The sequence below is a fragment of the Croceicoccus bisphenolivorans genome (assembly GCF_001634625.1).
Classification (GTDB): domain Bacteria; phylum Pseudomonadota; class Alphaproteobacteria; order Sphingomonadales; family Sphingomonadaceae; genus Croceicoccus; species Croceicoccus bisphenolivorans.
Genome location: NZ_LRSE01000003.1, coordinates 15,617 through 29,417, shown reverse-complemented (window position 1 = coordinate 29,417; position 13,801 = coordinate 15,617). Strand labels below are relative to the sequence as shown.

Genomic DNA, 13,801 nt, shown 5'->3' with positions numbered 1-13,801 from the left:
GCGGGCACTGCGCCCGAAGCTCTATGTTGAACAAGTGCGCGTACAAGCTGCTGAAGGACGATGCCGGCGCGATCGCGCCGCTATACGCCCTCGCACTTTTCGGTTTGGTCGGCATGGCCGGTGTCGGATTCGACTACGCCCGCGTCATGGCGATGGACACTGAACTCCAGAATGCAGCTGACCAGCTTGCGCTCGCCGCCGCCACGCAGCTTGATCAGAAGGTTGATTCGATTGGGCGCGCGGAAACTGCGGCGACGAGCGCTTTTGCCAGCGACGTTAGCGCTTTCACCAATATCACGCGCCTGTCCAACATTGATGACGACGGTGATGGAAAGCCTTGGATCATCGAAAATGTCTCGTTTCGGTTCTGGCAGGGTTATGATCGCGCAGCTGATGCCCCCGTTACCGAGATTACGGATAAGGATGATGGAAGTAATGCTCAGGTTGTAGAGGTAACCGTGGGTCAACGGGCGCTTCGCTATGCGTTGACGCCGATCGTTGGCGCTATAGTTGGGCGTGCTGGTGCAACGGCTATGGCAAGCATGGAATCGGCCTACTGCAAAGTTCCGCCGATGATGGTCTGTGCGCCAACAGGTGATCTCGACTTCGGTGCTTTCGATCCCGACACGAATACCGTGAACAATAGGGGTGAGGGTGCGCGACTGCATCTATCGCCATCGTCAACGGCGAATGATCCGATGGCGCCAGGTTTGTTCGGATTCCTGAATTTCCCGTATCCCGGTCCTGGGGGGAATCCAAACCAGACGCTGGGTTGGAATGTCACCAATCCGGGATGTACTGGCGAAACCGTGGAAAGTTTGGGTGGTGATCGGGCGTTGCAGGTCGATGCGCTCAACACTAGGCTTGATATCTATCGCGCTTCAGCTCCGAACTGCGCGGTAGCGGGTGACTTTTGTCCTTCGAAGAACGCGACCAAAGATCAGTTCATAGCGACTTCAACGCTTAACAATACGACGGCCACAGATGCTGCGACGGCATATGCTGCGATGACCGATGCCAACTGCCCGGACCTCAACCCGAACGGAAATCCAAGCTGGGTGCGTTACGACGATGTGGTGGCGACCAACGGCGTGGATTCGACCAATCTCAGAAATCCCGGATATCCGCGCGATACGTGTCACGTGAACGGTTCCTGTTCAGCTGACGTGTTCGGCAACGGCTCCTGGAATATCCAGACCTACCTGATGACCACACACAGAAGCGCGGTCGACACCAACGGTGACGGGGCTTTCGATACCTATCCGGCAGCATCGGGGCTTGGATCGACTTCGACGCGATATGACGTGTATAAGTGGGAAAACACCGATGCCGACATGAACGGAGTTCCCGATCATGTCGCCAAGTACAAATCGGGGTATACATTAGAAACTTCGGGTGGTGGTAAGTTAAAGGCGACATATTACTGTGCTTATCCGAAGCCGGTAAAAAGCAATGGTATCGCGCCCCCAACTACGATCAAGGATCGTCGCATTTTGTCCGTCGCTGTTGTCAACTGCACAGGTGCTAAGCAGAACGACCCGGTCGACATACTGCGCTATATCGATGTCTTTCTGGTCAAACCCGCCAAAATCGCAGGTGATCAGGAATTCTACGTCGAGGTTGTCGGTGAAGACGTGAATGGTGGCGCGAACACGACATTCCAGAACTTCGCCAAGCGGAAGGCGGTGCTGATCCGATGATTTTGCGCCGCCTTCTTGAAGATGAATCGGGTTCGCCGTCTGCCGAGTTCGCACTGGCGCTACCAATGATTCTGCCATTGATCTTCGTAGCTATGGAGGCGGGTAATTTCTTCTGGAGCCAGCAGAAATTGGTTCAGGCGGTGCGCGACGGAGCCCGCTATGCCGCGCGCGTAAACTATGGCCAACTTTGCCCGACCCTCGACACGACGGTCAGGGATAAAGTCAAAAACCTCACGCGCAGCGGATCTTTCAGCACCACAGCGCCCTCAAAATTGCCAGGCCTTACCAATGGCGATGTTACGGTTACTCCAAATTGCGCAGCATTCGTCGATACGGGTATTTACACGGGTTATGGAGCCAAAGGCGCTATCGTGACCGTTGCGGTAAACGGTGTCTCCTATCGGTCGTTGCTCGGGTCCCTTGGTTTTATTGATAATTCGTTCAAGCTAGCTGCCTCAGCACATTCGCCGGTGATCGGTATATGACGGGGCGCTTTTTACGAGAGGTGCGCGGCGCCAGTGCTGCAGAATTCGCACTGATTTTACCTGCCGCCCTGCTTTTGTTGTTCGGGGTCGTGGATGTCGGGCGCTATGCTTGGCAACTTAACCAGTACGAAAAGGCAGTCCAGCTTGGCGCTCGCTACGCAGTGGCGACGACTGTGATACCCGGCGCACTGGCAGCAGATGACGCATTTCTCAACCAGAGTTGCAATGGTGCGACGCTGAATTACGGCGACACGATCTGCGCTGATGCGATGCAGCCAATCACGTGCGAGATTCCCAATGGCGGCAACGATACCGATCAAGTGACGTGCAGTTGCGACGCAACTGTGAATTCTGGCGCTTGTTTGAGCGCCAGCCCCCGACCGTTGGCTTTCGCAGCGATTGTGAGCAGAATGCGTGTGGCATCGAAACGGATCCAACCTGGTGAGGTCAGCATTGGCTACATCGGATCGGGATTGGGCTATCTGGGTGATCCGGCAACATATAAAGATAGCAATGGTGTGGCGGTGCCCCTGCCGGACGCCGCGCCCATCGTTACAGTGAAGTTAACCAATATGCGCTACCAACCCATCACGCTGACTTTGATCGGCATCGATGTTCCTTATCCTGATTTCTCTTATTCTCTCACTTTGGAGGATGGAGACGGGACAGTCGCGAGCTGAATACGATGGGTAAACATGAAATACTTTCGCAAACTGGAAGCGGGATGAATGGGAAATTGCCTTCGGGCGTCTATGTCGTCGCCGGAGAGCGGCATGCGTCGGCGCTCAAGGTGGCCATGGGCGATGCCGTTGTCGTTGCCGAGATGGGCGCATCGGATGACGTAGGCGACGAAATCGTACGCAAGGCGTCTATCCTTGTCCTTGAAGTTGATCCTGCTCAGCCTGCCTCGCTTGCCCGCGTTTCGGAAATACGCGCAAAGCGGCCATCTTTGCCTGTTGTCGTCGCGCTGGAAGATGCGAACCTCAGCCTGGCGCGAACCCTCATTCGCCAGGGTGTCAGCGATGTCGCGACGTTGCCGTTCGACACTGCCGAACTCACTGGCCAGTTGCTGGAAATCGCGGCCAGCCAATCACCGGTCACGGAAGCGCGCCTTGCCCCGATGGTCTCTCTTGTCCGCGCCGCGGGCGGTGTCGGGGCGACGACGGTGATCACGCATCTCGCCGAGGCGCTGGCCGACTGGAACGGTGTTAGCCAGGACGTTTGCGTTATCGATCTCGACCTCCAGTTCGGACAGGTTGCGAACTATCTTGGCCTCAATCCGCAGACGACGGTACTCGATCTCCTCGAGGCATCGGAGCGTCTCGACACCGACCTCATCCGCGATGCGGCCATCTCTGCTCCGCAGGGTATTTCAGTCATCGGCGCACCCAGCGTCATCGCTCCGCTCGAAGATGTCGATGTCGACCGTCTGCTCAATCTGTTGACGGTCGCGCGCCAGTCGTTCGATTTCGTCCTGCTCGACCTGCCGTCGAACTGGACGAACTGGACCCTGTCGGCAGCACTGGCCTGTAACGAGATCATGGTCGTGACCGATCAGTCGATCACCGGGCTGAGGCAGACGAAACGGGTTATCGAACTGTTCGACATGATGAACGTTTCCAGGGAGAACGTGCGTGTCGTCGTCAACCGCGTGGGTAAGAAGCTTTTCCAGGCAATCAGCGTGAACGAGGTCGCAGACACGCTGAGCCGTGAGGTATCCGCCACCATCGCCCGCGACAAGGGCGACCTGCAGATGGCGCAGGACCAGGGCATACTGCTTTCGCAAACCAACAGGAAGGCCGCGTTCGTGAAGGACGTGGATCGCCTTGCCGATCAAATCTGTGACCGGATCCAGGGGAACTGAGCATGAAGTGGTCGGTCAAGCGCACTGAAGAGAAGATCGAGGCGCCGGAGTTCAGCGAACCTGCCCCGTTGCAGACGCTGGACGGCGAACAGGACGAGACGAAGCGCCGCGCGCTCGATCTCAAGGTTTCGATCCACCGTGCCTTGCTGGACCGCATCAACCTTTCCGCGCTGGAAAAGATGCCGCGTGAGCAGATCCGTTCCGAACTGAGCGACATCATCGCCGAAATCCTCGTCCAGCGGCACGAGCCGCTCAACAGGACCGAGCGTACCGCGCTAGTGGACGATGTGCTCGACGAATTGCTCGGCCTAGGTCCGCTGGAACCGCTGCTGCAGGACGATTCCATCACGGATATCCTCGTCAACGGTCCGAAGATCGTGTTCGTGGAACGCAACGGCCTGCTGGAGCGCGTTCGTACCGAGTTTCAGGACGACCGCCACCTGATGCGGATCATCCAGAAGATCGTGAGCGCCGTCGGTCGCCGTATCGACGAATCCTCCCCCTTCGTAGACGCCCGTCTTGCCGATGGTTCGCGCGTTAACGCCATCGTCTCGCCGCTGGCGGTGGACGGATCGCTGCTCTCCATTCGTAAGTTCGCCAAGAAGCGGATCGGCATCGATCGCCTGATTGAGCTGGGCTCCGTGCCGCAGCCGATGGCGCACGTCATGCGCGCCGTCGTCGCATCGCGCCGCAACGTCCTGATCTCTGGCGGTACCGGCTCGGGCAAGACGACACTGCTCAACGCCATGTCGTCGTTCATCGATACGCGCGAACGCATCGTCACGATCGAGGACTCGGCTGAACTCCAGCTGCAGCAGGAGCACGTGGCACGCCTCGAAACCCGCCCGCCGAATATCGAGGGCAGGGGCGAGGTGACGCAGCGCGACCTGGTGAAGAACGCCCTGCGTATGCGCCCGGACCGCATCATCGTGGGCGAAGTTCGTGCCGGCGAGGCTTTCGATATGCTCCAGGCGATGAACACCGGCCACGATGGTTCGATGACCACGGTTCACGCCAACACGCCGCGCGATGCGCTTTCCCGTCTGGAACAGATGATCGGCATGAGCGGGATCGACATCAGTTCGAAATCGTCGCGCGCGCAGATCGCCACGGCTATCAACGTCGTGATTCAGGTCGGACGCCTTGCCGACGGTCGCCGCCGTGTCCTCAGCCTGTCGGAACTGACCGGCATGGAAGGCGAGACGATCACCATGCAGGAAATCTATCGTTTCAAAATTTCGGGCCGCGACGAACACAACAATGTGATCGGCCGGTTTGAGGCGACCGGCATTCGCCCGAAATTCCACGCCGAAGCCGTTTCGGCAGGGATCGAACTCCCCGCCGAGCTGTTCCGGCCAGATTTTGATATGAACTGACATGATTGACGACCTTCTCAAAATCATCACGCTGATTGCCGTTTTCGGCACAATCTTCCTGATTTCGCAGGTCGCGCTGGACTGGTCTTTCAGCAAGTCCGCGCATGTCCGGGCGATCAACAAGCGCCTGAAGATGATCCGCGAAGGCAGCACGCGCGAAGAGATCATGGCACGCCTGCGTAAGGCGACACCGCAGCAGATGGCCAACCTGCCCTCGTTCATGGTGGGGCCGGTTCTGCGGCTTCAGAAAACCATCATGACGGCCGGCCTGCCGATCAATGCCAGCCAGATAATGTTCGTAATGATGGGGGCATTCGTTCTGGTCATGGCCCTGATCCTGCTGGGTATCGGCGGCGCGGGGCTTGCCTTTTCCGCGGGCATTTTCGTGCTGGCCCTGGTAATTGCGCTTTGCGCTGCGGTCTTCCTGCCGCTGATGGTCATCAGTTCCATCGCGCAGCGCCGACGCAAGCGGGTGGAAGAACAGTTCCCGGTAGCGCTCGACGTATTCGTCCGCGCGCTACGCGCAGGTCATCCGATTGCGTCTGCCATCGAATTGCTGACGACGGAGATGGAAGACCCGATCGGCAGCGAATTCGGCATCGTCGCGGACGAAGTCGCCTATGGCGCCGAACTGACGGATGCGCTGAGCGCGATGGCCGAACGCTGGGATCTGGAAGATATCCGCATGTTCGTCGTCAGCCTTGCAGTGCAGAACGAGACGGGCGGCAACCTCGCCGAAATCCTCCAGAACCTGTCCGAAGTGATCCGCGCCCGCGCCAGCCTCTATATGAAGGTGCGGGCGCTGAGTTCGGAAGGACGCATGACGGGCTGGATGCTGACCATCCTGCCGATTGCGACATTCCTCGGCCTGTTCTCGGTCAATCCGGAATTCTATCTCAGCGTGGCGGGCGAATCGATGTTCATCATCGGCTTCATCTGCCTGCTGGCGCTATATGCCATCGGATTCTTCTGGATCCGTAGCCTGGTCAACCTGAAGGTCTGACGATGATCGAACTCATTCTCGCCAATCAGGCCACACGCATCGCCACCCTTTTCGGGATCTTCATCATTGTGGTCGGCATTGCGTTGATCGTGATGACGATCGCGAACCGGCGTGCGCGCGTTCGCGCGGGGCTGCAGCAGATTGCGACCGGTTCGGTCGTCGCCGATACGCCGCAGACGGCAGCCAGCCTGCGGCAACGCGAAAACCTCAATGCCTGGGCCCGGCTTGCCGACATGATCGAGCGTACGGGCCTCGATCTTACGGACACTAAGGATGAGCGGCTTCGCGACAAGCTGATCGCCGCCGGGTACACCCATCCTGCGGCACCGCGCATATTCACACTCGCACGCATCCTGGTGATGGCGTTCCTGCCGCTGATGTTTCTGATCCTCGCCTATGGCTATATGGAAGAGCCGCCGGGCTTTCTGACGATCTACATCGGCTGTTCGTTCATGGGTCTGCTTGGCCTTTATTTCCCGAACCTGTTCGTTCAGGCAAAGGCGGATCGCCGCAAGGAAGAGATCGTCAACGGCTTTCCGGACTGTCTCGACCTGTTGCTCGTCTGCGTGGAGGCCGGCCTTGGCATCGAAGCGGCGATGGACCGTGTCGGCAGGGAAATGGTGAAATCGCACCCGCTGGTTTCGCAGCTTCTGTCGATCGCCGTGCTTCGGTTGCGTGCCGGCGCCACGCGCGAGGAAGCGTTCCGCAGGTTGGCCGACATGGCCCGCGTGGATGAAATCCGTTCGTTTACCACGCTGCTGATCCAGTCGGACAAGCTGGGTACCAGCATGTCCTCGACGTTGCGTGTCTATGCCGAAGAGATGCGTGAAAAGCGCCGGATGCGGGCCGAGGAGAAGGCTCACCGCTTGCCGGTTCTCATCTCCATACCTCTTGTGGTATGTATGTTGCCTACGATGATCGGCGTGCTGATGCTGCCGGCATCCATCCGCGTCGTTCGCGACATCTTCCCGATGATGTCCAGATAGCGGTTCGAATGAAGGGGGGAAACAAGATGCGCAAGATTGCGACCATAGCCGGGCTCGTGCTCGCGGCCACTTCGCTTGGCGGCTGCCAGTCGATATTCGGTTCGGGCACGGCCAGTGCCGACCTCAACGACATCGACATGACTGATTATTTCCAGCAGCGCCTGACCATGGGCAAGCTGCATCTGCAGGGCGGACGGCCCACGCGGGCTATCGTCGCCTTCCGACAGGCTTCCTACGATCCGCGCTTTGCGGGTGAGGCTTTCAACGGCATGGCCATCGCTTATGACCGGATCGGTCGCGCCGATCTTGCTGCCCGCTATTTCGCCCAGGCTGTCGAGGCGGCGCCGGGCGATGAGCGTTTCGCTCGCAACCTTGCGCGCCTTGAAGGCCGTGGTCCGATCCCGCTTCCAGCTCTGCCGGAAACGGCACCGGTCGAAATGGCGGTGACCGATTTGGCGTTGCCCGATGTTCGCGGCGCGGTGACGATTTACGAAGCGCCTGAAGATCTGCGCGGCCCGGTCAAGGTCGAAAAGGCACCTGCGGTTACCGTCGCTCGCGTTGCGCAGGGGCAGGTGAGCGTCGGTGTGAAACAGAACGGCAGCGTCACGCGCATGGCCGGGCAGAGCGTGGAGCCTGCGAGGATTACCGTGGAAACGCGCGGATCGGGCATCAGCGCTTCTGATCGTGTGGCTCAGCGGGCGCGTCGCAATGCGCAGGCACGCAAGGCCTATCCCATCAGGATCGTGTTGCGTTCCGACAAAGCCAGCGTCCGGCCCTGATCGCACCATTCCTGATCGCGCCAATTTCAAGGACTGAACCAGAGTGAACACCCCCGCCGTCGCGCTTGCCGCGATTTTCACCCTGTTCGCGCTGACCGGCGCGATCTTCGATATCCGCACCCGCCGCATTCCGAACTGGCTGAACGCGGCTTTCCTCGTGGCGGGACTGGTTCTGGTTCTGGCACTGGGCGGTTGGCAGGACGCGCTTTCCGGGTTCGGGCATTTTGCCGGTGCGTTGGTCGTGGCGATGATCATTTTCGCGTTGAAGCTGTGGGGCGGCGGCGATGCCAAGTTCTATGCGGCGATGGCAGCGTGGTTCCCGATCACGGAAGCGCTGGGCCTGTTCGTCAGCATTGCCGTTGCCGGGTTGTTCGTGGCCCTGGCCTGGCTACTGATCGCCAAGTTTACAGGGCGGAAGCTGAAGAGGGGCGACAAGGTCATGCCCTATGGCGTGGCCATCGCGGCGGGCGGCATCATCATGCAGCTTTCGAACCCGGCGCTGGGGTTCCTGCCCTACTGACGTTTTCAATGCAGACTATGGCGAAAGCCGCCGTCGGCTGAAACGGAACGCCGCCTTGCCAGCAGCCCTTCGATGCGCAGGGCCAGATCCTCCGGCGAAAACGGTTTCGTGACATAGTCTGCCGCACCGGCCTTCAATGCGGCCAGAACGTCCTGCTGGCTGCGACGGGCCGTCATCATGACGACGGGAATATCGCGGTGAAGCGGGTTTTCCTTCAATTGTTCCAGCGTATCCATGCCCGACAGGATCGGCATCATGGCATCCAGCAGGATCGCATCGGGCAAGCGGTGATCGATCTGGTCGAGAAGTTGCTGCCCGTCCTCGACAGTCGCGACTTCGTGGCCGACGGCGCTCAGCCGGTGCCTGACCATCTCGGCAAGGATTTCGTCGTCGTCCGCGACAAGGATATATGCCATGTGCCCTCCAGAACCTGATCGCATTATAGGCGTTGCCACAGGCGGGCGGGCGGGCGTGTCGGGAACGGCACAGGGACGACAATCATTGTTGGGGCAATGGAGCAGACGCCGATAACCGATCATTCGCGACGCAGGCGCGCCCTTGCATCGGCAAGGGAGCGTATGACCCCGCGCAAGCTTGCAACGCTCGTTGTGGTCGCGCTGATCCATGTCGGCGCGGTCTTTGCCCTGCTGCGCGCCTTTGATATCGATGTCGTGCCCAAGGCCATCGAATCCATCACTTCGATCTCCATCCCGTTCCAGCCGGAGCCCGAACCCGAAAAGGTGGAGGAGATCGAGCCGGAGGGCGCATCGGGTGCGGAAGCGGCCAAGGCCAAGCCGAAGGAAATCAGTGCGCCGCCGGCGCGCGTTCCCAAGAAAGAGTCGCCGCCCGCACCGCCGGTTTCGTCCACCGGCAACGAAAACCGTTCGGGCGCGGCGGAGCAGGGAACAGGCACCGGCGGCGGTGGCCCCGGCATCGGCACCGGTAGCGGTGGCGAAGGTACGGGCAGCGGCGGCGTGCCCTTCGCCCGTCACGCGGAGAAGATCGCCGGCGAGATCCGCACCCGCGACTACCCGCGTTCAAGTGCGAGCGACCGTGATGGTGCCTATGTGATCGTGCATTTCACGGTCGCGCCCGATGGCACCACGCGCAATTGCCGTGTCGCCCGGTCCAGCGGCAACGCCGAAGTCGATCGCATAACCTGCCAGCTGGTCATCGAACGTTTCCGCTATCGCCCCGCGATCGATGGGGACGGCAACCCGACATCGGAAAAAGTCGGTTGGAAACAATGGTGGTGGCAGTAAGGATGCTGTCATATTGTGCAAACGCGAATTTATATCGCATGTGCGATAAACATTTGTTGATTACGCACCAAGCGTGATAACTTTGCGATCAATTGCTGTCTTTTTCAGGTGATTCTCGCACCTGCGAAGGAACCTGCTCCGCTTTGATGGATTGCCATCCGGTGACGGGTCTTGAATCGCGAAGGCTAGGCATATGACCGATATAGGCAGGACAGTCGAAGCGCGTGCGGCGGGTACACGGGCTGGCGTCGTGCCGCTTTTCCCGGCTGGAGCCTCGCGGAATTCCGCCCGCCGCCTGGCGGTGATCGGAACCTACATTCCGCGCAAGTGCGGGATTGCGACCTTCACGGCTGATCTGGTGGAGCAACTGGGCCGCTTTCACTCGGACGTCGCCACCGACGTATATGCGTTGGTCGATCCTGCCGCAGGCATCGAATACTGCGGCATCGCCGGAACGATCGAACAGCGGGAACGCGAATCGTATCTGGGGGCCGCGCGCACGATCAACGAAAGCGGCGTGGATGCCGTCTGGCTGCAACACGAATACGGTATCTTCGGCGGCGAATGCGGCGAGATGGTCTGCGATTTCGTGGACAGGCTTGCCGCGCCCCTCATCCTTACGCTGCACACGGTGCTTGCCGAACCGTCGGCCAAACAGCGGCAGGTGTTGCGCCACCTTCTGTCGCGGGCATCGCAGGTGATGGTGATGTCGGCGCACAGCGCGGACCTGCTCTGCGCCATGTATGGCGTCGGCCGCGAACGCCTTACCGTCATTCCGCACGGCGCGCCGGACAGGCCCTTCGGCCGGCAGGAACAGTTCCGGCAGATCCTGGGCCTTTCGGGCCGCCAAGTGCTGATGACGTTCGGCCTGCTCGGCCCCGGCAAGGGGATCGAGACGGTGATCAAGGCGCTTCCGGCCATTGCCGAACGCCATCCGCAAGTTGTGTACCGCATCGTCGGTGCGACTCATCCCGATCTCGTCGCGCGCGATGGCGAGAGTTATCGCGAGGGCCTGGAACAGCTTGCCCGGCGGCTGGGCGTTGCCGGTCATATTGAGTGGGTGAACCGCTTCGTCGACACGGACGAGCTGCTGGACCAGCTTGAGGCGTGTGACATCTACCTGACGCCCTATCCCGGCTTGCAGCAATCGACATCGGGAACGCTCAGTTATGCCGTCGCGCTGGGGAAGGCGGTCGTGTCGACGCCGTACCTGCATGCGCGCGAATTGCTGGCCGATGGCGCGGGGGTGTTGATCGAACCGGGCAGCGAGCAGGCAATTGCGCGAGCCGTGACCGACCTGCTGGACCGGCCCGAACAGCTCGATGCCGTGCAGCGCCATGCCTATGCGAAGGGGCGTGAGACGATCTGGCCGCGGTTTGCCGATGCGGCAGCGGCGCTGGTGGACAAGGCGATGGCCAGTCCGGTGGCCAGTGCGGCCAATACTTTCGCCACGCCGGGCCTTACCGGCTTTGCCGCCATGTGCGACGATGTCGGCCTCATCCAGCATGCGATCGGCACCGTACCGGACAGAAGCCACGGCTACTGCATCGACGACAATGCCCGCGCGCTGATCCTGATGAACAGGGTCGATGCGATGGCGGCGCAGGATGCCGACCGCCTTTGCGGCATCTTCGCTTCCTTCATCCAGCATGCGTGGAACCCGCAGAAAGGCCGGTTCCGCAACTTCATGGGCTATGATCGCCAGTGGTGCGAGGAAGTCGGTTCGGATGATTCCAATGGCCGTGCGATCTGGGCATTGGGCGACACGGCGGTGCGCGGCAGGTCCGAAGACTTGCGCTGGTGGGCGCGCGGCCTGTTCGATGCCGCGCTGGACCGGTTTGGCGATGTGGATTCGCCGCGGGCCATTGCCTTTGCGATGCTGGGCGCTGTCGGTAGGCTGGAGGGGGAACCCGATCATGCCGGTGCAAAGGCCTTGCTGGAACGGGGCGGCACCATGCTCAACGCATTGCTGCAGGATACGCGCCGGCCGGACTGGGCGTGGTTCGAATGCGTGGTCGGCTATGACAATCCGCGCCTGTCTCAGGCATTGTTGGAAGCGGGCCGCCTGCTGGAACGGTCGGAATGGACCATGGCGGGCCTTTCCAGCCTGCGCTGGATTACCGCGCAGCAAACCTCTCCCAGCGGGAATTTCCGCCCGGTAGGTTCGGACAGTTTCCACCAGCCGCACGAAATCCTGCCGTTCGACCAGCAACCGCTGGAAGCGCAGGCCGCGGTAGAGGCAGCGGCAAGCGCCTTTACGGTCGATCCCGATGCCTTCTGGTTCCGCCACGCCTGTTCGGCCTATCGCTGGTTTCTTGGCCGCAACGATCGCGGCATCGTGCTGGCCGATGTCGCAACCGGCCGCTGCCGCGACGGCATCACCCCGCGCGGGGGCAACCGCAATTGCGGTGCGGAATCCATATTGGCGTTTCAACTTGCCCATCATGGCATGGTAGCGCTGGCACAGAGGCAGCAATCCGATTCGGGCCCTCCCCATTCGGACGGAGATATCATTGAGAACAACCGACTATCCCGAGAGCCCGCTGCGCATTTCAGGTGAGCGTCTGCTGGCGGATCCCTCGCGGGTCGTTCTCAGGCCCTTTCATCTTGGATGGCAGGCCCGCACCGCCGATGGCAACCGTGCGTTCAGGCTGGTGCAGGACATCCTCTCCCTGTCTGAGGAGCAGGCCGAAACCGAATATCGCCGCGTTCAGCACGATTTCGCCGAACGCCATTGGCAGACCGAGCGCATGTTCCTTGAACGGTATGCCGAGGTGGAGGAAGTGCTGGGGCTGGGCGGTTCGCGTTTTTCCGAAATGCGCCGCAAGCTGATCGGCAGCTATTTCTGCCACGAATATACATACGCCGCTGCCGCGCTGATGAACCCCTCCATCGTGCCGCATCCCGACCAGTCGGGCATGTCGGACGGGGCATGCCGTTTCGTGATGTCGCTGCGCGCGGTGGGCGAAGGGCACATCAGTTCCATCGCCTTCCGCGAAGGGATCATGGAAGAGGGCGGAGAGTTCTCCCTCTGGCCGCAATCCAGCTTTGCTACCGCCGCCGATAGCGCGATTGCCGAAGTGGCGGGCGATCAGGCCGTGACTGTCTATCGCCATTCCGATTCCAGCCTTTCGAACACCGTCATCTTTCCGGTGACGGAGCAGCAGGCCGGCGGGCTGGAGGATTTGCGACTGGTCCGTTTCGACCATGGCGACGGCGATTACGAATGGATCGGGACCTACACCGCCTATAGCGGCAGGGCGATCCGGTCGGAACTGATGCGCACCCGCGATTTCAAGAGCTTTTCTCTCGAACCTATTATGGGGCAGGCCGGGCGCAACAAGGGCATGGCCCTGTTCCCGCAGAAAGTGGGCGGGCGCTACGCGATGGTGGGGCGGCAGGACGGCAAGAACCTGTTCCTGCTGACATCCGACACGCTGGCATGCTGGGATGACGAAGGCGCGCTGTTGATGGGGCCGAAGTATCCGTGGGAGTTCATCCAGATCGGCAACTGCGGCAGCCCGCTGCTGACCGAACATGGCTGGCTGCTGTTCACGCATGGCGTTGGCGCGATGCGCAAGTATTCGCTGGGCTGCGCCTTGCTGGACAGGAACGATCCGTCGAAGGTGCTCGCGCGGTCGAAGGTGCCTGTGCTGACGGCGGTGGATGACGACCGATCAGGGTATGTCCCTAATGTGGTCTATACCTGCGGTGCGCTGTTGATGGGGCAGGAACTTCTCGTGCCCTATGGCATATCGGATAGTGCGGTCGGTTTTGCCACGTGTACGGTCGATGAGCTGATGCAGATTATGGAATAAGGTGTTGT

Annotated in this window: 13 protein-coding genes; 12 read left to right on the top strand and 1 reads right to left on the bottom strand. The window is 60.6% G+C overall.

What is annotated here, in order from left to right:
- The first annotated feature begins 23 nt into the window (after positions 1-23).
- The 9 genes from A7A77_RS03335 to A7A77_RS03295 are packed head-to-tail and all read left to right on the top strand — an operon-like array spanning position 24 to position 8,713.
- Positions 24-1,700, top strand: coding sequence for a pilus assembly protein TadG-related protein (locus tag A7A77_RS03335; protein WP_066553643.1), 1,677 nt, complete (start codon positions 24-26; stop codon positions 1,698-1,700).
- Positions 1,697-2,185 carry a TadE/TadG family type IV pilus assembly protein gene (locus A7A77_RS03330; protein WP_066553642.1) on the top strand — a complete coding sequence of 163 codons (489 nt, stop codon included), beginning with the start codon at positions 1,697-1,699 and terminating at the stop codon, positions 2,183-2,185. Before A7A77_RS03335 ends, A7A77_RS03330 begins: the two co-directional genes overlap by 4 nt.
- On the top strand, positions 2,182-2,865 hold the full coding sequence (locus A7A77_RS03325) for a TadE/TadG family type IV pilus assembly protein (protein WP_066553636.1): 684 nt from the start codon (positions 2,182-2,184) through the stop codon (positions 2,863-2,865). Before A7A77_RS03330 ends, A7A77_RS03325 begins: the two co-directional genes overlap by 4 nt.
- 44 nt (positions 2,866-2,909) lie before the next feature.
- A complete protein-coding gene (locus A7A77_RS03320; protein ID WP_172799823.1) occupies positions 2,910-4,049 on the top strand; it encodes a CpaE/TadZ family protein in 1,140 nt (379 codons plus the stop codon).
- Positions 4,050-4,051: 2 nt separating this feature from the next.
- Positions 4,052-5,425, top strand: coding sequence for a TadA family conjugal transfer-associated ATPase (locus tag A7A77_RS03315; protein WP_082835870.1), 1,374 nt, complete (start codon positions 4,052-4,054; stop codon positions 5,423-5,425).
- 1 nt (position 5,426) lies between these two features.
- Positions 5,427-6,428 (top strand): type II secretion system F family protein, encoded by a 1,002-nt coding sequence (locus tag A7A77_RS03310; protein ID WP_066553632.1) that lies wholly within the window; start codon positions 5,427-5,429, stop codon positions 6,426-6,428.
- A gap of 2 nt (positions 6,429-6,430) precedes the next feature.
- On the top strand, positions 6,431-7,414 hold the full coding sequence (locus tag A7A77_RS03305) for a type II secretion system F family protein (protein WP_066553628.1): 984 nt from the start codon (positions 6,431-6,433) through the stop codon (positions 7,412-7,414).
- A gap of 26 nt (positions 7,415-7,440) precedes the next feature.
- The gene (locus tag A7A77_RS03300) at positions 7,441-8,193 is read left to right on the top strand and encodes a tetratricopeptide repeat protein (protein ID WP_156500365.1); all 753 of its coding nucleotides are present in this window, start codon (positions 7,441-7,443) and stop codon (positions 8,191-8,193) included.
- 43 nt (positions 8,194-8,236) lie between these two features.
- On the top strand, positions 8,237-8,713 hold the full coding sequence (locus A7A77_RS03295) for an A24 family peptidase (protein WP_066553616.1): 477 nt from the start codon (positions 8,237-8,239) through the stop codon (positions 8,711-8,713).
- A 5-nt stretch (positions 8,714-8,718) separates the two neighbouring features.
- On the opposite strand, the gene A7A77_RS03290 is transcribed toward A7A77_RS03295, so the two are convergent.
- Complete coding sequence (locus tag A7A77_RS03290; RefSeq protein WP_066553613.1) at positions 8,719-9,129, bottom strand: response regulator transcription factor; 411 nt, start codon at positions 9,127-9,129, stop codon at positions 8,719-8,721.
- A 162-nt stretch (positions 9,130-9,291) separates the two neighbouring features.
- Here A7A77_RS03290 and A7A77_RS03285 point away from each other — a divergent pair, with 162 nt between their 5' ends.
- The 3 genes from A7A77_RS03285 to A7A77_RS03275 all read left to right on the top strand — a co-directional run bounded on the left by A7A77_RS03285 (position 9,292) and on the right by A7A77_RS03275 (position 13,793).
- On the top strand, positions 9,292-9,975 hold the full coding sequence (locus A7A77_RS03285) for a TonB family protein (protein WP_172799822.1): 684 nt from the start codon (positions 9,292-9,294) through the stop codon (positions 9,973-9,975).
- A gap of 193 nt (positions 9,976-10,168) precedes the next feature.
- Positions 10,169-12,535, top strand: coding sequence for a glycosyltransferase family 4 protein (locus A7A77_RS03280; RefSeq protein ID WP_066553611.1), 2,367 nt, complete (start codon positions 10,169-10,171; stop codon positions 12,533-12,535).
- Complete coding sequence (locus A7A77_RS03275) at positions 12,489-13,793, top strand: glycoside hydrolase family 130 protein (protein ID WP_245638379.1); 1,305 nt, start codon at positions 12,489-12,491, stop codon at positions 13,791-13,793. The genes A7A77_RS03280 and A7A77_RS03275 overlap by 47 nt, the downstream gene beginning before the upstream one ends.
- Positions 13,794-13,801: the final 8 nt, after the last annotated feature.